Genomic DNA, 21,844 nt, shown 5'->3' with positions numbered 1-21,844 from the left:
CCCAACTTATATATGAAGCATATTTTTTATTTTTTATTTTTTATTTTAAGTGCTTCGGTATATTCCCAAACCAAGGTCAGCGGTGTTATAAAGGACGAAACGGGCTATCCGGTGGCCTTTGCCAATGTGCTTTTTAAGGATTCGCAGGAAGGGACTATTTCCGACGAAAACGGTCGTTTTTATTTGGAAAGCGACAAAACCTACAAAACCGTTCTTTTTTCATTTATAGGCTATACTACCAAAGAGGTGGAGCTCACATCGCGGACTACCTACAATATGGAAGTGGTCATGGAAGAAAGTGCCGATGTCCTGGACGAGGTGGTGGTTTACAGCGGAAAGACTTCAAAAAAGAACAATCCCGCTATTGATATTCTTCGGAAGATTTGGGAGAATAGAAGGGAGAACGGCGTAAAAAAATTCAAACAATATCAGTACGACAAATACGAAAAACTGGAGTTCGACCTGAACACTATTGACAGTGCCCTTATGAAAAGTAGGATTTTCAAAGGAATGGAATTTGTTTTTGAGCAGACCGATACTTCAAAAGTTACGGGGAATACCTATCTGCCTATTTTTATCAACGAAGCTGCTTCAAAGGTGTATGGCGATAATTCGATTAATGAAGAAAAGGAAGTGTTGCAGGGAAACAAAAACTCCGGTTTTGAGAATAACCAAACCCTCATTGCTTTCGTAAAAGATCTTTACAGCGAATACGATGTTTATGACAATTATTTAAAGTTTTTTGATAAGGCCTTTACCAGTCCGCTTTCCCGCACCGGGATAGATGTTTATAACTATGTGCTGCGCGACAGTGCCTATCGCGACAATAAATGGTGCTACAATATTGTGTATTACCCACGCCGAAAAAACGAACTTACTTTTAAAGGTGATTTTTGGGTAAACGACACTACTTGGGCTATCAAGGAAATTAACTTGCAGGCCTCAAAAAGCGCCAACCTAAACTGGGTGCGCGATGTGTATATTGAACAGGAATTTGACGTGCTGAACGATTCCATCTTTTTGATTACACGGGATTATTTTATGAGCGACTTCAGCTTTCAGAAAAAGGAAGAGGCAAAAGGTGTTTATGGCAAGCGGACCACGTTATACGACAATTATGTTTTCAACATTCCAAAAGATAAAAAGTTTTATGCGCAGCAGGTAGATCCGTATAATTATGAAGTGTATAACCGACCGGATGATTTTTGGGAAAAGAACCGGATGGAAAAGCTGAGCAAGGATGAAAAGGGCGTTTACAAAATGTTGGACACCCTTAAAACCGTTCGGCGTTTCAAGGCTTTGTACAATATAGGCGCCACCTTGGCGAGCGGTTATTACGAGGTAAATAATTTTGACATTGGCCCGGTATTTTCCATTTTCGGTTTCAATGAAGCGGAAGGAATGCGAATACGCTTGGGCGGCCGAACGTATTTCAGTCAAAATGATCCCTGGCGCCTGGAAGGCTTTGGGGCGTATGGTTTTAAGGATGATAGGTTTAAATACGGAATTAGCGCCAAGTGGCTCTTGGACAGAAAATCGCGGCTTACCGTTTTTGGCGGCAACCGGCGCGATGTGGAGCAAACAGGTGCCAGCCTTACCAATAGTACCGATGTTTTGGGCAGAAGTCTTGCCTCTTCCTCCTTATTGTCTGTTGGTTCTAACGATAGGCTCTCGCGAATAAACCTCACTACCGTGGGGTTTGATATTGAGCCATGGAAGAACTTTATCCTGCGCCTTACGGGCTCTTATAGAACCTTGGAATCTGCTACCGAAACGTTCAGTATTGATTATAAGGTAATGGAGAACGGCGTTTTTACGGGCGAAACAAAAAGCGAACTGAAACAAGCTGAAATACAACTCGGTTTTTTGTACGCTCCCGGAAGGAAAACCTCTGGCTATGGTGTTGAGCGCACTGTTATAAATGACGGTGATTTTCCGTCGTTCTATGCTGGTTATAGTTATGGTTTAAAAGGCATTATGGGTGGCGATTTTGAATACAAGAAGCTACAGGCGCTATACACGCAGCCATGGAATATTGGAGGTTTGGGGCGTTTGCTCTCGACTGTTGAGGTTGGGACGACCATTGGTGCGGTTCCGCTTAGTTTGCTGAATCCTATCCCGGGAAACCAGACGTATTTTAGTATTTATAATAGTTTTACGCAATTGGATTATTACGAATTTGTGAGCGACACCTATACTTCACTCCATTTGCAGCACAATTTTGGAGGGAGAATTTTCTCCAGGATACCGTTGCTTAGAAAGTTGGATCTGCGTGAGGTTGTTGGTTTTAGGGCCGTTTACGGTTCCATATCACAAGAGAATAAGGATTTAAATGCCTCCAATATTGTTTACCGCGCCCCCGAGGACATTTATTGGGAATGGAGCGTGGGCGTGGGCAACATCTTCCGTGTCTTTAGGCTCGACTTCAATTTCCGTGGAAATTATCTGGATAATCCCGGGGCCCGCAGCTTTGGGGTTACTGGGGTTTTTGGGTTTAGCTTTTGATGAAATCAGAAAGAGGTTATATATTTTTTTTCAAACCATTACATGAGCGATAGCTATTATTTAAAGACCAAAAAGCAAATTCCGTTGCGGAATATCAAACAGAACCTGGAACGCGAGGGAATTATTATCCGGGACTACGGGAATGATCGTTTTTATGCCTTTGTGGAAGGACGGTCCACCCGCGGTGTGGATTTTGGCCCTGAAAAGAAAGGGTTCGAAGTGCGCAAGGTCGCTTTGGCGAATAAGGCCGATTTTGAAATCATGGATTCCTTTTTTTCGCAGGCGATGCTTCTTTTGGACGATGCCAAGATTATCGATTGGGAAAAGAAGGCTGTAAATGTGGAATTGTTTTCTGACACACAATGGATTTATGATAGCTTTTGCCGTGACATACACATACTTACGCTCTTGATGAAAAATGGGAAAGATATACAATCTTTTGGGCCTCATAGGGGAAATTGTTTTGGCCCACGTATGTACAAGGAACAAATCGAAGGGAAAAATCTCGATGAGGACATATTGTGTGCCTATTTTGAAAAGCTCATCCAAATGACCAATTATGATTTTCCGGAATTTGGATATGGCAATGTCATGAAAATTGGCGATAATGGCGCTAAACCGAGAATTGCAAAACTATTGACCAACCATAACTGTTTTTTGGCCAAATACGACGTTCTTCTGGTACCGAACACAATGGGAGATGAAATGCCATGCATGATTACCTATGACATCCTTTTTGACAACCTTCCACAAACGTGGCAACGCATAGATGAGTTTCAGGCAATAGTTAGGGAGCTTCATTTGGGGAAATATCGTGAATTTCAGGAAATGGCAAAAAGGAACGACTGTTTCGAGGATTTTTTTGGTAAAACTTCTTAATCCTATTCCCTTATATCCAGATTGCAACAAAAAAAGTCCCACCGAAGCGGGACTAAAGATTTTCATCTACGGCATATAGCCTTATTGTGATAAGATTAAAGATTAGGAAAATTTAATCTAAGACAAATATAATTAAAAATTTTCTTTATCCAAATGAGGAAAACCGTAAAGGGAGTAAAATGTTTTTTATTAGTTTAGAAGAATAAATAAAATTTATACGATATGGCAAGGATATTAGGATTGGATTTAGGGACGAACTCTATTGGGTGGGCGATTGTTGATGACGAGGAGCAGGATATTTTGGGAATGGGGAGTAGGATATTCCCAATGGGAGTGGATAATTTGGGCGACGGCACAAATGAAATGTCCAAAAATGCAAGTAGAACTGGGGCAAGAGGTGTGCGCCGACAGTTTTTTAGAAGACGTTTGCGAAAGAAAATTTTATTGAAAACGCTTTCCGAATATGGGATGTGTCCTTTGAATAAAGATGATTTCAAAAATTGGAAGCAGACCAAGAAATTCCCATCCCAAAAACTTGCAACTTGGTTCGCGCTCAATCCATACGAACTTCGGAATAAGGCTTTGACCGAAGAAATATCACTTGAGGAATTAGGCAGGATATTCTATCATTTAATCCAAAGACGAGGATTTTTGAGCAATAGCCGTAAAGGTGGCAAAGACGACGGAGCCATTTTTAAAGGCAACCCCAAGGAAGGTAAAATAGGGATTGACGAGACCCGCGAAAGTATTCAAGATAAAACATTGGGTGCTTATTTATATGAAATATACCCAAAAGAAAAGCAACCTTTTGTAAAAGGTTTAGAGCGCATTCGAAACCGCTACACTACCCGAAAGATGTATGTGGATGAGTTTGAGACTATTTGGGAACACCAAAAGCAATACCATTCAGAACTTACCGATAATTTAAAAACCATCATTGGTGGTAGAAAACAGGATGGTTATGATGAGGACGGTGTTTTGTTTCATCAACGGCCATTACGTTCGCAAAAACATTTGGTTGGCAACTGCTCTTTTGAGCCTTCAAAAACAAAATCTCCCATAAGTGCCATTTCCAATGAAATGCGGCGTATTTACGAATGGGTAAATACTGTGGAATGCAATGGGAAAAAGATTTCACAGGAGGAACGTGAAAAGATGATTGCTATATTATTGAGCAAGGAAAAACCTTCCTTTAAAGATTTGAAGAAAGCGATTGGTAAAGTTGATGCCAATTATAAATTCAACTATAAAGATGAAGATAAAATTGTGGGAACGCATACCATTTCAAATTTATCCCACAAAAAATTCTTTGGGAAGCAGTGGTTTGATTTTTCGGAAAAGGAACAGGAAGATATTTGGCATATACTTTACTTTTTTGACAGTAAGGATAAGGTAAAGGAATATGCAATTGCGCATTGGGGTTTTGATGACGAAAAAGCCGATGCGATTTCAAAATTTAATTTAAAGGATGGTTATGCCAACTTAAGCCGAAAGGCCATCAATAACATCCTTCCTTTTCTGAAGTTAGGCTTCACGTATGATGTTTCAGTTGCATTGGGAGGAATTAAAAATGCCTTTGGCAAGGATTGGGAAACATTGGAAGAGGAAAAAAAGAATTTCCTTTTAGACAATGTGCCCGAAATTGTACGGTCCAAAATTTCCGGAGGTTATATTGAAACCCTTAAAACGCTACTGAAAAAAGATTACAATCTGACCGATAAACAGCTCGCCAAGCTGTATCACCATTCCACAGCTATCAATGTTGAAGAAATTTTGGATAAGTTACCGGTGGGAAAGGAAGCCGATAACGAAATACAGGCCATTAGAAATCCAATTGTGATTACTGCCCTTTTTGAGGTGCGCAGATTAGTCAATGAACTGATTGAGGAATACGGAAAGTTTGACGAAATAAAGGTGGAAATGGCACGCGACCTAAAGATTTCAAAAACACGAAGAAACGAGATAAGAAGGGAACAACAACGTTTGGAACGGGAAAACGACCGCATTAAAGATGAATTGAACCGACTGGGAGAGCGGATTACACACGACAACATGCTTAAATACAAACTTTGGGAAGAATGCAAAAAGACTTGCCCTTACACAGGAGTGACCATTCCTGTTCACAAACTCTTTACTGGCGAGGTGCAGATTGAGCACATTCACCCTTGGAGCCGTTCGCTTAATGATAGTTTTATGAACAAGACTTTGTGTTGGGCAGATGAAAACAGAAAAAAAGGCGACCGTACCCCATTTGAATTTTATGGCAGCGATGAAGCCAATTGGTTAACAATAAAGGAGCGCGCATTAAAATTGTTTTCGGACACCAAGGAATATCCCAAGGCATATCAAAAATTCAAACGCTTCGTACAGCAAAAGTTTGATGATGATTTTACAACCCGTCAGTTGAATGATACCCGCTATATCAGCAAAGAAGCAAAGAACTATTTAAAGCAGATTTGTGAAAAGGTAACAGTGGCGCCGGGACAAATGACGGCGACCCTTCGGCACTTTTGGGGATTGAATTCAGTCTTAAATGATGAAAATGAAAAAACAAGGGAAGACCACCGACATCATGCCATAGATGCATTGGTAATGGCCTGTGGCAAAACCCGATATCTGCAAGAGCTTTCAAAATGGAACCGATATGATAGGCAGGCTGAGAGTTCAAGTTTTCCGTTGCCGTGGGATTCTTTTCGTTACGATGCCGAACAAGCCGTGGACGGTATTTTGGTTTCACATAAAAAGCAGAATAACATTATTACCGTACGTACCCATAAAACTGAAAAAAATGACAAAGTCCATAAGAATTTAGGTGTTGCTGCGCGGGGGCAGTTGCATAAGGAAACTGTTTTTGGAAAGCGCAAAGCACCTTTTGGGGAAGAAGCTTTTCATGTAAGAAAACCTATTGAGAGCCTGATAACTGAAAAGCAATTGGAAAAAGTAGTAGATAAAACCATAAAGCATTTGATATTTAAACGAATTCATTTTTTGGGAGGTTATGTAAAGGGAAAAATTCCACCCAATACTTTTTTTGAGATCGATGAAAATGGTGTGAGCCATCCACAGATATTCCTTCCCAATAAAAATGGAAACCCCGTCCCTGTTTTAAAGGTTAGGATGAAAGAAAATATTGGCGGTGCCGAGCAGTTGAAGGATGATGTCAATCAATGGGTAAATCCTCGAAACAACCATCACGTTCTTATTTACAAGGATGCCAAAGGTAATCTCAAGGAAGATGTGGTCACATTTTGGACGGTTGTGGAGCGCAAGCGGAAAGGGTTTCCAGTTTACCAATTGCCGCCGGACGGTTCAGAAATTGTAACCACTATGCAGATTAATGATATGTTTTTATTGGGGATTGATGAGGGGGAAATTGATTGGGAAAATCCTGATAATGCAAATTTGTGTAATCATTTGTTTAAAGTACAAACTTTATCTTCTGGCTTTTATGAATTTAGGTTAAATTATGATGCCACTCAAAATAAAGATACAAATTCAAATGTCTTTAGAAGAATACAAAGTTTTGGACAAGGTAAAACAGGTTGGATAACACATAATCCAATAAAAGTAAAAGTTTCGGTTTCCGGAAAAATAGAAAGAATATGAATTAGTTGTCATTCCGACGCAGGAGGAAATCGTAGATTCAATGGAATTAATGTCATAAGAGTAAGAAGGAAATACTATGATTGAATTTAACGAAGGCAGCCATACCTATTACGTTTACATCATTACGAATAAGTATCGTTCCACCTATTATATTGGGATGACCAATAATCTTGGAAAACGATTGCGGCAACACCAAGAAAATATTGAAAAAGGGATTAAAACGTTTGCATCCAGATATCAAATACAGCATTTGGTTTATTATGAAGCGTTTTCTTGGGTGCAGCTAGCCATTGCCAGAGAAAAGGAACTCAAGGGCTGGCGCAGGGATAAGAAATTAGCTTTGATTCGCTCATTCAATGAAACTTTTGAGTTTTTGGAGGATCGGTTTTTGGGCAATTAACTTGTCATTTCGACTAACGGGAGAAACCGAAGGTTCAACGCAGTTAAATGGCATAAGAGTGAGCTTTCTGGTTATTGAATAAGGGATGGAGGCCCAGCGGGATGTGATTCCTCCTTCGTCGGAATGACAAAAAAATGCTGAACTTGTCATTTCGACCAACGGGAGAAATCACATAAGAGTGAGATTCCGGGCTGTTGAATAAGGGTTAGCGGCTCGGCGGGATGCGATTCCTCCTGCGTCGGAATGACAAAACGATGTTCATTGACATAAAGCCTTTATCTTAAACCACCAAACCACAACGGAAAACCGACCTTTTGGTTTTTGTCGCGACGGTTTTCCGTTGTGGTTTGATTAAAGATTAGGATTCACGATATTTGAAATAATTCATTTATTAAGTATTAAGGTGTTGTGGTTTGATTAAAGATTAGGATTCACGATATTATTGATCCTCTATTATTATCTATATTTGTGTTGTGGTTTGATTAAAGATTAGGATTCACGATATTATTATCGTTCAATAGTATTTCTTCATACTGTTGTGGTTTGATTAAAGATTAGGATTCACGATATTCGTGGCGGCTGCAAAAACAAGAGCGGCTGCGTTGTGGTTTGATTAAAGATTAGGATTCACGATATTAATCATATTCAGACTACCTACGATCAAAAGGTTGTGGTTTGATTAAAGATTAGGATTCACGATATTGAGTATGACGATAATCCCTACGCCTTATTCGTTGTGGTTTGATTAAAGATTAGGATTCACGATATTATCTACTCGGGGCAGTCTTTTTTAGTTGGTGTTGTGGTTTGATTAAAGATTAGGATTCACGATATTTTGGATGTAGGACTAAATTTTATAGATATTGTTGTGGTTTGATTAAAGATTAGGATTCACGATATTCCAATTTAACAAAGCCCATATAACTATGCCGTTGTGGTTTGATTAAAGATTAGGATTCACGATATTTGCGCTTCCAGTTATTTACAACGTGGAATCGTTGTGGTTTGATTAAAGATTAGGATTCACGATATTGCAAAGGATGTTTTATACGCTACTGCTGATGTTGTGGTTTGATTAAAGATTAGGATTCACGATATTAGCGTAAGTTCGTAGTCCCCGTCAATCATGTTGTGGTTTGATTAAAGATTAGGATTCACGATATTTTTAATGCTTAAAATCTTTTCGTTCAATCCGTTGTGGTTTGATTAAAGATTAGGATTCACGATATTCAAACTTCGTTTTTATGTTCACTTTCATCTGTTGTGGTTTGATTAAAGATTAGGATTCACGATATTATGCCGAATTTACTCCAGAGTAACTAAAAAGTTGTGGTTTGATTAAAGATTAGGATTCACGATATTTTTAGTTAGTGCGGGTACAGATTCAAACCTGTTGTGGTTTGATTAAAGATTAGGATTCACGATATTAAAAAGAGAATAGGAACGCACGAGATAAATGTTGTGGTTTGATTAAAGATTAGGATTCACGATATTGCCTTAACAAGAGACCCAAGCGGAGAGCCTGTTGTGGTTTGATTAAAGATTAGGATTCACGATATTATTGGTTTATATAAGGCTCGACATCTCAAGTTGTGGTTTGATTAAAGATTAGGATTCACGATATTGAATGCGGAATTGCAATGATGCTCATCATAGTTGTGGTTTGATTAAAGATTAGGATTCACGATATTGGTTGCGCTTGATATATACCGAGCAAGCCGTTGTGGTTTGATTAAAGATTAGGATTCACGATATTAAATCTTTATTCCTGAAGAACTTTCGCTTCGTTGTGGTTTGATTAAAGATTAGGATTCACGATATTTTGTTTCAACTACAGTGTTTCCACTTCTACGTTGTGGTTTGATTAAAGATTAGGATTCACGATATTAAATTGCGGAGCATCACAATTATTACTAAGTTGTGGTTTGATTAAAGATTAGGATTCACGATATTATCTACTCGGGGCAGTCTTTATTGGGTGGTGTTGTGGTTTGATTAAAGATTAGGATTCACGATATTAGTATTTTCTATTATTGGGGGTGCCTATTTGTTGTGGTTTGATTAAAGATTAGGATTCACGATATTAAGATGGGGGTGGTTATACTTTAACTGGTGTTGTGGTTTGATTAAAGATTAGGATTCACGATATTAGAAAATCATCAATAAGCAAATCGGGATCGTTGTGGTTTGATTAAAGATTAGGATTCACGATATTCCCAGTTATCACCTAACCCAGAGCCGTTGTGTTGTGGTTTGATTAAAGATTAGGATTCACGATATTCCTCTCCCTGAAAATAAAAAACAAGAGGGTGTTGTGGTTTGATTAAAGATTAGGATTCACGATATTCGGGCAGGATTTGATACGCTCCCATGCCTCGTTGTGGTTTGATTAAAGATTAGGATTCACGATATTGCTCCTTTATGGAAAGAACTTGCCGATTTTGTTGTGGTTTGATTAAAGATTAGGATTCACGATATTAGGTTGTGATTTAGGAATTAAAGATTTTGTGTTGTGGTTTGATTAAAGATTAGGATTCACGATATTGCTTTGTTCATTGTTATAAAAATTGTTTATGTTGTGGTTTGATTAAAGATTAGGATTCACGATATTTTGTTGCTAAATCAGAGTTGTAACGGTACAGTTGTGGTTTGATTAAAGATTAGGATTCACGATATTATTGAAATACAGAAATTAAATCCTTGGGCAGTTGTGGTTTGATTAAAGATTAGGATTCACGATATTGCCGCAGGTTACGATAAAACTACCTAACCAGTTGTGGTTTGATTAAAGATTAGGATTCACGATATTGCTATTAATTTTGTAAATGCGTTCAATTCAGTTGTGGTTTGATTAAAGATTAGGATTCACGATATTATACGCAGCGTTACAAACAACACTACCTTGGTTGTGGTTTGATTAAAGATTAGGATTCACGATATTAGCCCCGAAGAAACGAACCCAATCCATCCGGTTGTGGTTTGATTAAAGATTAGGATTCACGATATTCATTTGTAAAACAATTACAACAAACAACAAGTTGTGGTTTGATTAAAGATTAGGATTCACGATATTATATCACAATTAGGGTCGTCTATAAATAAAGTTGTGGTTTGATTAAAGATTAGGATTCACGATATTCTTCATCATAATCTTCTCTAATGGCAGACCGTTGTGGTTTGATTAAAGATTAGGATTCACGATATTGGTTGCGCTGTTAGCTTCTAAGTATCAAAAGATTATCGTAAAATATCGCGGATTTAAACGCCCCTTTTTTGTTGTGATAAGGCAAGATTGGGGCGTTTTTTTGTTTTAAAACAACTCCAATTGAGCGGGCGGTGGCTCTTTGGGCACTTCGGCCTTGCCCCAAAAGTTCATGATGTTGCCGAACTGTTTATCGGTAATCCGCAAAACGCTCACTTTGCCCAAGGGCGGCAATAATCTATGAACCCTTTTTTCGTGTACGTCTGCACTTTCGCTGCTGGCACAGTGCCTGATATAAACGGAATATTGCATCATCGTATAACCGTCCTTGATGAGGTTTTTTCTAAAAAGTCCCGCATTGCGCCGATCTTTTTTTGTTTCCGTTGGTAGGTCAAAAAATACAAATAGCCACATAATCCGATACCCGTTTAGTTCCATAACCTTGGATAGCTGATTTTCTTTGCCGTTCCGTTATAACATTGCTGTAGGGAACTGGCGGTACGGGAAAGAGCGACCATTAATGGGCTTTTGGTCGTTTTGAAATATACGGTTTCCGTGAGTACGGAGAGCAAGGCCAGTTTAATGTCCGTGGTGAGTTCATTTTCCTTATAATCGTTCATTATCTGCAATACTTTGGCATCTACAAGGGGGCGGTAGGGTTCCATAACATCATCTGCCAAACAGAAGGCATTGTATTTGTTGTGATGGTGGATTCCCAAGGTGCAGAGAAGTCCGCTTGCCGCAAGCGATCTGGCCACAGCCGCCCTTAATACTATGTAGCCATAATTGAGAAATGGATTAGGATAGTCGCCATAACGCTCCCTTTTAAACTCGAAATCGAACAGATGTTTCCAATAATGTGCTGCTGCTGCGCCTTCGCGGTTATCGGTGTCGCCGCTCAAGACTTTTGATTCGTGGAATTTCAGTACCTCAAAAGGTTTGGCCGTTTTTTCCAAATGTTGGGCTTGGTGCTTTATTTTCTTTTTTATGATCTGTCTCCACAATTGTTTTTTTAAGGGTTCGGAGGCTTTTATTTGGTTGCTGAACAGTTCCTGCTGGGTATGGTGGCCGTTCAGGTTTAAAAGCATGCTGGAGGGCATGTGCTTGGCATCGCAGAAAATCACGGCCACATTATTGTCTATGAGTTTGTTCAATGCGGGAATGGAAACGTAGATTTCCTGGTTTTCAATTACGATAAAACCGATGTCCTCAATGGGGACGGTTTTTTCTCCCGATTCGGTTTTGACCACCAATTGTTCCCATTTGGTGGTAATGGACGTTTTGTTGGCGAAGAAGAGGGTTCGTTTTAGCATGCCAAAGTTTTTATGTTTTGGCTTTCAAAGTAAGTTATATCTGGGGTTTTGCTTTACGGAAAACCGTAAACGGGCAGGTTTTTTAAAATAATTGAAGATTTGCTTTGCTCACGGTTATGGGATTTAACTCCATTGAATCTTCGATTTCCTCCTTTGTCGGAATGACAAGAAGGGGGGTCGTGTTGTCATTTCGACCAGCGGGAGAAATCGCATAAGAGTGAGCTTTCCGGCTGTTGGATAAAGGTTTGCGGATCAATGGTATGCGATTCCTCCTGCGTCGGAATGACAAAGTATCCGGTTTGGATTGGTGTGATTGAATAGAGTGAACCTTTGGTTTTCTTCTTCGTCGGAATGACAAAGTGAAGTTACGAATGCTGATAACACCTTCCGCTGGCATCTTTGGTCATGCGTTTGCAGCGGTTGCCAGCTTTTGTCTTTCCGGTGCATTGGGATGCCGTGGTTTTGTGGGATGAGGTTTCTTGAGGGGTTGTGCCTTGGCTTGGCCGTGACACGAAGCTTTGCACTTGTCCGGGGCCTGAGCTTGGCTTACAAACCGAACATGCTTGATAACCAAGGTCAATGGCCTGCTCCAAGGTAATTTCCTTTTTGGAATATTTTAAATAGCGACAAGTTGCCGTATGGTATTTTTCGCCTGTTTTTGTGGTATAGACGGTTTGGGCGGGGCTGTTTGAGGTGCAGCCTAATATAATCGTGAAAATTAGAAATTGCAGAATCCGCATCTTTTTTACTCTAAGACTCCCGTCGAAACACTAAAAATGTTAAAAGGAATCATTGGACTAAATATAATTAGTTTTTACAAATAATTATCCACCGTCTTTAAAAGGGCTTCTTCATATTTATAAATATCATCTATATTTTGGATTGGTTCTCGGATTTCATTTTTTTGTTCGTCAATAATTCCTAAATATTTATTGCCTCCATTCAGATGGAGCCTGCACAATGGTTTACGGTTATTGTCGTCAAGCAAAATCCCAAAATAGGATTGGGTGTCGCGGTGTACTATTCTTTCTATGGCCAGTTTTCTTCTCAGGATTGCAACCACAATCCGAAAACCTTCCATTTCTTCTTCGGTAGTTATAATTTTACTTTCTTCTTCCTGGGTTTCTATGTTGTCTTCCTGTTGTTTTTCGGCTTCTTTGTTTATGGCGGCATTGAGACGGTCATTTACTTTTTCGCTTATGGTTTGGTTAAAAGCTTTTTGGACGAGTTCCGTGAATTCTTCCATTACACGTTCCGTAAGTCTTCCGGAATATGTTTTATTGGCGAAAAGACGCACAAAATCGTGGGAAGGCGCGGTGAGTTCTTCGGAGATTAATCTTTTGATTTCCCTTGTATATTTAAGGGAACTGGCATTGTCCACAATTGAGGCCACATCAAAATTTGATTTGTGGAATTTTGAAATTTCATTGACAATATTTTCTTTGACTGTGGTAATGTCAAACTCCAAAAATGGTTTTTCGTCCATTTTGTTGGGTTCTTCCAGATCTGTATAAAAACGGTATTCTATTCCGTTTGTTAACAGCGAAAACCGTGTTTTTGTTACGTGAAAATATCGGAACAGTTGCGAATTGTGCACGTTAAGGTTTTCCTTCCAGTTTTTACATTCTACTATAAGGATAGGGTTGTCATTTTGAAAAATGGCATAATCTACCTTTTCGCCCTTTTTAAGACCTAAGTCGGCCGTAAATTCGGGAACTACCTCGGTTGGGTTGAAAGTGTCATAACCTAAAATATTAATGAAGGGCAATACAAAGGCATGCTTGGTAGATTCCTCGGTTTCTATTTTGTCTTTTAGCTGATGGATTTTATCGGCCAAGGCTTTTAGTTGGTTGTGTAGTTCCATAGTTATTTGTTTTGTCCGTTTTCAAAATTATTTCCTAACCAAACCTACGACACCCACCCCACACTTCTTTACGGAAAACCGTAAAGCCCCCTATTTTTTTAAAATATATTCGCTCAGTTCCTTTTCCCGGAATATTTTATTGGTTTTGGTTATCAGTATTTTTTCGCCGCCAACCTCGATAATCTGGTACTGGCTGTTGCAGTTCTTGATTCTAAAATAGAGCGCCCGCAATCCTGCCTGTAGGTCCTTTTTCTTGGTTTGTTCATAAACGTAGTGGGAGCAGGAAGTTTTGAATAGGCACTTTCTTCGCCTATTCCTTGGCATAAAAAACCAGTAACATCTTATAAAAAAAAGTAAAAGGATTTTCATTGCTTCTGAAATACCAACATATTCCCCACCAAGGTATAACTAGGTTTTGCGCTAAAGCCAAAGCAGCCAGTATCTCCGCTTACCGCATTGGTTACGGTTTCCATCCGTAAATAGGTCCAGCCTTGTTCTGAATATTTATTTATCAGCTGTTCCAACTGCAGCGCAACGTGTTTGGCAAAACCTGTTTTATGATCTATGTGTGTATTGAAAGGGACTACTTTATATTCCATAGGGTATATATTTTGGCGTGGGTTCTCTGAAAAAAATCCCCTACAGTTTGTTGTAAGGGATTGTGTCCGGCTGTCGTATTCTCCCCAGAATATTTTATGGCCGCACCTGTGCTAAATTATAAAGTGTGGATGGACTTATTTTACGGAAAACCGTAAAGAGATGGTTTTTTTCAAAAAATTATTAGGAATCATTAGTTTCCGGTTAAAATATTACAAAACTCTGTTGAGCTAATGATAACGGGCATTCAAAAAATTTTTATTGAGTGACAGCTTGCTGATTAATTTGCTATTGGAATTTGACAATTTAAAAGTAAGCCTATTCCATTTTAATTAATTATCAACCTATTACGAAGCAAGTCTTACGTCTTATGTCTTTCAGCGACCTGTGCTGGGCGTGTCGAAGTAAGCGGTCCTACATCTTAATCGGACACGACTAAATTATTAGGAACTTTTTTTCTCCGGAAGCTGCTTAAAACATCCCTTGCCTTAAATAAGCCCCAGGTCCTTGGCAATAGAAATAAGCTGAACGGAGTTCTTGGCATTAAACTGATTTTTAAGCTTAACTATCTTTTTTTCGATTGCGCTCAGGCTGCTTGGGGTTATGTTTTTTTCCTTGAAATTTTGGCTAATTTCCTCTTGCGACTGGCCCTGGGCAAGGAGTTGCATAATTTTAATATCATAATCCTCTATTTCGGAAGTGGAGGTTTCCCGCAATGCGTTGCTAATTTGGGGTGAAAGATAGGTTTTGCCGTTTAATACCGCAGTAATGGCCTCGTCCAGTTCCCTTAGCCCGTTTCGGCCTTTGCAAACGTAGGCATCTGCCTTGCCGTCCAGCATTACGGCCCGTATTTTTTGGGGGCGGTCTTCCACGGAATAGGCTATTATTTTCAGCGTGGGGTATTCTTGCTTAAGCACTTTTATGAGTTTTTCGCCGGAAGGGAATTGTTGTTGGCGATGGTCCGCCTTGAAGGAAAGATCGGTAATCAGCAGATCAAAGGGTCGGCCATCAAGATTTGCTTTTTTAATCTTCAAGTAGGCATCATCGCAATACTGCACTTGTTTATGATTGTCTATACGGAGCATTTCCAGAACGGAAATTATACCATTGCTGATGCTGCCAAGGTCTTCCGAAACCAAAACTTTTTTGAACATAGCTTACAAACTGATTTTTGCTTTGAACCCTTTGTTGGGTTTTGATTCAAAAATAATAGTTCCGTTTAACGTTTTAATACGGTTTTCCGCATTTTGGAGCCCATTTTTGTTTTTTAGTTCGCAACCGGTGCCGTTATCGGTATATTCAATGTTTATTTTTTTATTGTTTTTCTGAAAAGAAAGCACTACTGCGGTGGCGTTGCTGTGTTTTTTCATATTGGTCATCAATTCCTGCAGCACTCTGTAAATGGTTGTCTTTTTTATTTCTGAAATGGTATTCCAATCCACTTTTGAGATGTTGCGCGTCGCTATTTTTACCTTTTCGGTTTGATAGCTCAACAGCAGGTCGCTGAGTTGGCCACTAAAATTTTCCTGAATTTCAATGGCGCTGTTTTCTTTTGAAATATCGCGCGTTTTGTTGTATATCTTTTCAAGATCGTCCAATAGTTCTTCGCTATCTGTGGCATTTCCCTGAATTTTCGCCATAAGATGGTACACATCATTGGCCACTTCGTCATGCACCTTTTTCGAAATGCGGGTTTCCGTATTGTGGACTTGTACTATTTTCTCCTTTTTATGTTTTATCCTTTGCATAAGGTAAATGAAAATAGCGGTAAGGGCGATGACTACCCCAAGGATGATGAAAACAAGTTTTTGGTTTTTTTCCTTTTCCCTTGCCAATAATGCATCGGCGGTTTTCTTTTTTTCATTGCCAAGGTTGTATTTAATAAAGGCATTTTTGTTTTGGGCCAGTTGTTTTTCTTTTTCAATACTATCCGAAATTGTTTGGTAAGCAATCATTTTTTCATTTTCCTCAATAATTATAAAGAGCGAAAGGGCATCCTGAACGAAGCTGGGCGTGTTGATGGTTTTTGCCGTTTCATAGGCTTTGTCTGCATAGTACAACGCTTGTGTTTTGTTGGCTCTGTCAAAATAATACAGGGCCAGGTTTTTGTAGCTGGAATACATTCCCGTAAGATTATCCTTGCGCTTCCTGATATCCAAAGCTGCATGGAGGTTGTTCAGGGCCTCCGCATCATTGAGCTTTGCCTGTACGCTGCCCAGGTTGTCCAGCACCAGAGCCAAGGTAAGTGGGTCCTTGGCAATATTTTTTTTGTTGTAGGCTATCATTAACTGCTCCAATGCGTTTTTATAATCGTGCCTATCCTTGAAAATATTCGCTTTGTTGTTGATAATGGTAATGCTATCGCTTTGTTTTTTTGAAAACCGCAGGGCGTCGTTGAATGCTTCAATGGCTTTGGTGTAGTTAAATTGAAGCCTATAAATATTGCCCAATTGATTGTACAGCCCCAACTGCGAATGGGTCAAGGTATCGCGATGGGAAGATTTGTCAATTAAGGCCAGTGCCGCTACCAATGAAACTTCGCTTTCATAAAGATTGCCAATGGTATTTTGGCCAATGGCAATCATTCTCAAATCTTGGATTGCCTGGTAGGTTTTGCCTTCCTTTAAATGTTTTTCCTTTAAATGTTGGTAAAATTTAAGGCCATTGGGAATGTCGGAACTGTGGTGTGGGTTTAAGATGAGATTGTAATAATAGGGGATGCTATCGGTTTTAACTTGGGCTTTGGCTGCATTCCCGGGGAAGGCCAAACACAAACAAAAAAAGAGGAATGAAAGCGGTAGGTTTTTCATTCCTCTAAAGTACTAACAAATTGGCAAATATTTATCCACCACCATTGCCCGATGGGGGCGGGGGCGGAATATGCCCATAATCGCCACAACAGGCTTGCGTGCTCTTTCCTTCCCCTGAAATTGCTTGCGGGGTACAGGAAAAAATGCCCAGATTGAGGAAAATCCCAAATAAAATTAAAACTGTTTTTTTCATTTTATATATTTTAAAAGTTGATACTGGTATGGCCGTCCGGATGATTCTCCAGAATTTTTAAGCGGCAACACGTTTGTGTTGAAAAGGGTTTTCCCTTTCAGGTTTGAGAAGTGTGGAGTGCAGAAGTAAAGCAAGAGGTTACTTCTCATTATGGCCGATCACTTTACGCTGCGACTCCAGTGGTTGTATTGAAATGTTTTGTAAACCCTGTTACACCCAGGGCGGCATTGCAATACTTGGGACAAATGAAGCAAGAATGGTTTGGAAACCCCGGAAAGCGAATGGAAAGGTCGTGGAAAAGAATTTCCGGGTATTTTCCGTCTAAATTTGTAGTTTTAAACTCTTGAAAAGCAGCCGAAATGCACAGGGAATTACTTTTAAAAGCTTTTGAAAAAGCACGCCGGGAATTGGTCCAAGAAGGGTATAGCGAACCTTCAGATTCAAAATGTGCGAATAGAATTTCTGAAATTGTTTCGGAAGTATTTCCGTATGGGGAGAAGAGTTTTAGAAAACTGTACAAAAAGGCCATCACAAATCCCCAGGCCGATATACAAATTCCGCGCCCGGAAGTTTTAACCGCATTGGCGCACTATTTAGGATATGAAGATTACAGGACTTTTGTGGTTAGGAATAGTAAGGATGAAGGGATGACAACCATAGCGGATAGAAAAGTTTCTAAGAAAACAAACCAATTGTTGTTTATTGCAATCGCCCTTTTCTTCGCAACAATTATAGGCTTTTTTGGGTATCATTATTTTAATAAGCAACGTTGGATGGAATGGGAAGGGACACATTACGTAGAAGTTTCCTTTGATGCCGAAAAACTGAAGCATGGAACTCTTAAAGCGTATAAGGAAGAACGGATAACCGATTTTGAAAAAGTAACTCCCAACTGCGAAACACGGTTTTTTAATGAGGATGGCAGCGTTCGGATTTGGTATGGCAAAAACAAGGACGGCAACCTTGAATATTATACAAGTTATGGCCTGCATCCACTAACGGAGAAGACCTTAAAACCAATTACGCGGTATATGATTGGGAAGTATATATGTGGGAATGGCAATTTTTAAATTCCAAATTCCAAATTCCAAATTCCAAATCCCAACTCTTCTACTGTTCTTTGGCTACACCAAGGACAGGCTGCTCAGGATGGCGGGTTGCGAGTTTATCAGAACGAAATGGGATGCTTTTCTTCCCGTGTCACTTCCGCCTTAAAAAGAACAAGGAAGTGTTTCAACAGTTTTTCTTTCACTTCTTCCATAGAAACAGTGGCTTTGCCCAATTCCACATTCAAGGAAGTTACTGCCTTGCCTTTTATTCCGCAGGGAATCATATGGTCAAAATACCCCAAATCGGTATTTACATTTAGGGCAAAACCGTGCATGGTCACCCAGCGGCTGGCCCGGATGCCCATGGCACATATCTTTCTTGCAAAGGGGGTGCCCACATCCAGCCAAACGCCCGTTTCGCCTTTGCTCCGCTCCGCTTTTAGGCCATATTCCGCCAAGGTGAGAATGATCATTTCTTCCAGAAAACGGAGGTATTTATGGATATCCGTAAAAAAATTTTCCAAATCCAAGATGGGGTAGCCTACAAGCTGTCCCGGGCCATGGTAGGTTATATCGCCACCGCGGTTTATTTTGTAGAATTTTGCGTTTATTGCTTTCAGCTTCTCTTCGGAAATGAGCAGATTTTCAATATGGCCGCTCTTGCCAAGGGTATAAACGTGTGGGTGCTCCACAAATAGGAAATAGTTTGGCGTGTCCCGTTGTGGATTTTCCTTTCGGTTGCTGCTTTTTATTTGAAGGATATTTTGAAAAAGCGATTCCTGGTAATCCCAAGTTTCTTGGTAGTCCTTTAATCCTAAATCTATTATTTCCAAGGATTTATTCAATGCAAAGGTTTTTTTAAAATTGAGGGTAAAACTATTGATAAATTACTTTTTTCGGATTCATTTTCCGGATTTTATGCTTTTTTTTGCCTAAAAGCTGAAACTTAGCATCTTAAAAATTCCTTAAATTCCTATAAGACTCTTATCTTTACAGTTCTAAACATTCATATAAATTACAACTAAAATGAAAAAAAGTACCTTTAAACCATTTCTGTTCGCATTCCTTTTGCTTTTGAGCTTTGGGCTGCACGCACAGAGTGCGTTATGGACGAAAGCTTCGCCATCTGAAACGCAAACCCGACAAAAAGCATACAGAAACAGTATGCCACAAGATTTTAATCTTTTTAAACTGAACTCACCTGCCTTTAAAAGTCTTTTGGCAAATGCGCCCGAAAGATTTAGCGGCACTTCCAATGTAATAATAGAGTTGCCCACAAACAACGGCGAAATACAGCGCTTCCGTGTGTATGAAGCTTCTGTTTTTGCACCGGAACTTCAAGCGCAGCACCCCAACATTCGCTCCTATGCGGCACAGGGAATTGAGGACGCCTCGGCTGTGGCGCGTTTTAGCGTTTCGGATATTGGGGTACATGTGATGATCTCTTCGCCAAACTATCCAACTGTTTATATTGATCCTTACACAAAGGACAAGCAATACTACATTAACTATTCAAGAAAGGATTTGCCCGCTCCCCTTGAACCTTTTGTTTGCCTTGTGGAAGATGCAATTGGCCCAAGACCAGCCGATGACGGAAACTCGGAATACCACAGAGGTGCCGATGATGGGATGCTAAGAACTTTTAGATTGGCCTTGGCCGCTAATGGTGAATACTCCCAATGGCACCTAAACAACCAGGGTATTGATCCAGGTGCTCCAGATGCCGTTAAAAAGGCAGCGGTTTTATCCGCACAGAACGTTGCAATGACGCGGGTAAATGGAATTTATGAAAGAGATGTTGCCATAACTATGGTAATTATACCAAACAATGAGGATATTATATTTTTAGATCCCGCTACGGATGGTTTGGATAATACCTCAAATGTAATCAACCAAATACAGGCTAAAATAGATGGTATTATAGGTGCCGCAAATTATGACATAGGTCACGTATTTACTACTGGAGGCGGCGGTATTGCCCAACTGCAATCTCCTTGTGGCCCCAATAAGGCGCGAGGTGTAACAGGTTTGCCTAACCCAATTGGCGATCCTTTTTATGTAGATTATGTATCCCATGAGATGGGGCACCAATACGGAGGCAACCATACCCAAAACAACAATTGCCAAAGATCGAGTGCATCATACGAGCCCGGAAGCGCCTCTACCATTATGGGCTATGCGGGAATTTGCCCCCCTAACGTACAAAATGCTAGTGACGATTATTTCCATGGTTTCAGTATTAATGAAATGTGGAACTTTGTAAAGTTTGGCGGAGGACAATGCTCTGTTCAAACTCCAACCAACAATCTTCCGCCCGATGCAGATGCGGGACCTGATTATACTATTCCGAAATCAACACCTTTTATACTTAGAGGATCTGCAGTAGATCCCAATGGAGGAGATGTTTTAAGCTATTGCTGGGAACAACAGAACAATAACCCGGCGCCCATGCCTCCACAAAATACTTCAACCATAGGTCCAGCATTTAGGTCTATTGATCCAATGCCATCGCCAGACAGATATATGCCAGCATTGGCAACTGTATTGGCAGGAAATACTCAGAGCACGTGGGAAGTTGTGCCTTCTGTAGCTAGAAATATGAACTTTAGACTGACGGTCCGTGATAACGTAGCCGGTGGAGGATCCTCTGACAGTGACAATATGATTTTGACATTTGATGGTGCATCAGGCCCCTTTGTAGTTACTTCACAAAACACGCCCACTACTTGGACTACCCAAACTACGGAAACCGTTACTTGGGATGTTGCAGGAACAGACGTAGCTCCAGTGAATAGCCCTGAAGTAGATATTATGTTCTCTACCGATGGTGGACTAACGTATCCGGTAACAGTTGCCTTGAACGTGCCAAACAACGGAAGTGCCGTTGTGAACGTACCAAACCTTAACACTACAACGGGTAGGTTGATGGTTATTTCGTCAAACAACATATTCTATGATCTAAATGATGCCGTTATTACCGTAACAGGTACTGTGGGCGTGGAAGAATTCAGCTTTGAAAATTTTGCGGTTTATCCAAACCCTTCAAATGGAACTTTCAACCTTACTTTTAAGCCAGCTACCGACGATAACGTTGAGGTTTCACTATACGACTTAAGGGGAAGAATTATCGGTCAATCTATTTTTGACGATATTTCTGCATCAAACACCTTCAGCAAACAATTGGATTACAATTATGTGGAAAGCGGAATGTACTTCCTTGTTGTGAAAAACGGCAATAAAGTAACTACCAAAAAGGTTGTTAAGAATTAAGTTTTAATAACAATTGCTTATAAGAAAAGAGGAAGCCGTCTCAAAACCTGGGGCGGCTTTTTCTATTAAAAAGCTTGCTTAAAAATTGGTTATTTTTTATCTTTAAGTACTGACAATCAAAGATATGAATACCAATTTTCAATCCTACAACCAACA

At 39.9% G+C, this 21,844-nt stretch carries 16 protein-coding genes and 1 CRISPR repeat array; of the genes, 6 read left to right on the top strand and 10 right to left on the bottom strand.

The window, feature by feature from the left end:
• The first annotated feature begins 12 nt into the window (after window positions 1–12).
• From POV26_RS12175 to POV26_RS12160, 4 genes are all read left to right on the top strand, one after another.
• Window positions 13–2,505 carry a DUF5686 family protein gene (locus POV26_RS12175; RefSeq protein WP_272856749.1) on the top strand — a complete coding sequence of 831 codons (2,493 nt, stop codon included), beginning with the start codon at window positions 13–15 and terminating at the stop codon, window positions 2,503–2,505.
• 42 nt (window positions 2,506–2,547) lie between these two features.
• Entirely contained in the window at window positions 2,548–3,384 is an 837-nt protein-coding gene (locus POV26_RS12170; RefSeq protein ID WP_272856748.1) for a hypothetical protein, read from the top strand.
• Between the two features lie 222 nt (window positions 3,385–3,606).
• Complete coding sequence (cas9, locus tag POV26_RS12165; RefSeq protein WP_272856747.1) at window positions 3,607–6,990, top strand: type II CRISPR RNA-guided endonuclease Cas9; 3,384 nt, start codon at window positions 3,607–3,609, stop codon at window positions 6,988–6,990.
• Window positions 6,991–7,066: 76 nt separating this feature from the next.
• Window positions 7,067–7,390, top strand: coding sequence for a GIY-YIG nuclease family protein (locus tag POV26_RS12160; protein ID WP_272856746.1), 324 nt, complete (start codon window positions 7,067–7,069; stop codon window positions 7,388–7,390).
• A gap of 339 nt (window positions 7,391–7,729) precedes the next feature.
• Window positions 7,730–10,595: a CRISPR direct-repeat array (repeat unit 36 nt; unit sequence GTTGTGGTTTGATTAAAGATTAGGATTCACGATATT).
• A 105-nt stretch (window positions 10,596–10,700) separates the two neighbouring features.
• Here POV26_RS12160 and cas2 read toward each other — a convergent pair.
• From cas2 to POV26_RS12115, 9 genes are all read right to left on the bottom strand, one after another.
• Entirely contained in the window at window positions 10,701–11,006 is a 306-nt protein-coding gene (gene cas2, locus POV26_RS12155; RefSeq protein WP_272856745.1) for a CRISPR-associated endonuclease Cas2, read from the bottom strand.
• Between the two features lie 14 nt (window positions 11,007–11,020).
• Window positions 11,021–11,905: a type II CRISPR-associated endonuclease Cas1 gene (cas1, locus tag POV26_RS12150; protein WP_272856744.1), complete on the bottom strand. Its 885-nt coding sequence runs from the start codon at window positions 11,903–11,905 to the stop codon at window positions 11,021–11,023.
• A gap of 365 nt (window positions 11,906–12,270) precedes the next feature.
• A complete protein-coding gene (locus POV26_RS12145) occupies window positions 12,271–12,645 on the bottom strand; it encodes a hypothetical protein (protein ID WP_272856743.1) in 375 nt (124 codons plus the stop codon).
• Window positions 12,646–12,719: 74 nt separating this feature from the next.
• Entirely contained in the window at window positions 12,720–13,769 is a 1,050-nt protein-coding gene (locus POV26_RS12140; protein WP_272856742.1) for a type I restriction endonuclease, read from the bottom strand.
• Between the two features lie 90 nt (window positions 13,770–13,859).
• Window positions 13,860–14,138, bottom strand: coding sequence for a membrane protein insertion efficiency factor YidD (yidD, locus tag POV26_RS12135; RefSeq protein ID WP_272856741.1), 279 nt, complete (start codon window positions 14,136–14,138; stop codon window positions 13,860–13,862).
• Window positions 14,135–14,368 (bottom strand): hypothetical protein, encoded by a 234-nt coding sequence (locus POV26_RS12130; RefSeq protein ID WP_272856740.1) that lies wholly within the window; start codon window positions 14,366–14,368, stop codon window positions 14,135–14,137. The genes yidD and POV26_RS12130 overlap by 4 nt, the downstream gene beginning before the upstream one ends.
• Before the next feature lie 486 nt (window positions 14,369–14,854).
• The gene (locus tag POV26_RS12125; protein ID WP_272856739.1) at window positions 14,855–15,520 is read right to left on the bottom strand and encodes a response regulator transcription factor; all 666 of its coding nucleotides are present in this window, start codon (window positions 15,518–15,520) and stop codon (window positions 14,855–14,857) included.
• 3 nt (window positions 15,521–15,523) lie between these two features.
• Window positions 15,524–17,176, bottom strand: coding sequence for a tetratricopeptide repeat-containing sensor histidine kinase (locus tag POV26_RS12120; protein ID WP_272856738.1), 1,653 nt, complete (start codon window positions 17,174–17,176; stop codon window positions 15,524–15,526).
• Between the two features lie 31 nt (window positions 17,177–17,207).
• Window positions 17,208–17,369, bottom strand: a complete 162-nt coding sequence (locus tag POV26_RS12115) for a hypothetical protein (RefSeq protein ID WP_272856737.1) — start codon at window positions 17,367–17,369, stop codon at window positions 17,208–17,210.
• 359 nt (window positions 17,370–17,728) lie between these two features.
• On the opposite strand from POV26_RS12115, the gene POV26_RS12110 reads away from it, so the two are divergent.
• Window positions 17,729–18,439 carry a hypothetical protein gene (locus POV26_RS12110; RefSeq protein WP_272856736.1) on the top strand — a complete coding sequence of 237 codons (711 nt, stop codon included), beginning with the start codon at window positions 17,729–17,731 and terminating at the stop codon, window positions 18,437–18,439.
• Window positions 18,440–18,537: 98 nt separating this feature from the next.
• Here POV26_RS12110 and lipB read toward each other — a convergent pair whose 3' ends face one another.
• A complete protein-coding gene (gene lipB / locus POV26_RS12105) occupies window positions 18,538–19,263 on the bottom strand; it encodes a lipoyl(octanoyl) transferase LipB (protein WP_272856735.1) in 726 nt (241 codons plus the stop codon).
• Window positions 19,264–19,444: 181 nt separating this feature from the next.
• Here lipB and POV26_RS12100 point away from each other — a divergent pair, with 181 nt between their 5' ends.
• A complete protein-coding gene (locus tag POV26_RS12100; RefSeq protein WP_272856734.1) occupies window positions 19,445–21,688 on the top strand; it encodes a zinc-dependent metalloprotease in 2,244 nt (747 codons plus the stop codon).
• Window positions 21,689–21,844 lie beyond the last annotated feature (156 nt).

Source organism: Aequorivita todarodis (assembly GCF_028561335.1).
In the GTDB taxonomy this organism is placed as follows: Bacteria; Bacteroidota; Bacteroidia; order Flavobacteriales; family Flavobacteriaceae; genus Aequorivita; species Aequorivita todarodis.
This window is presented reverse-complemented; position numbering and strand designations above follow the sequence as displayed.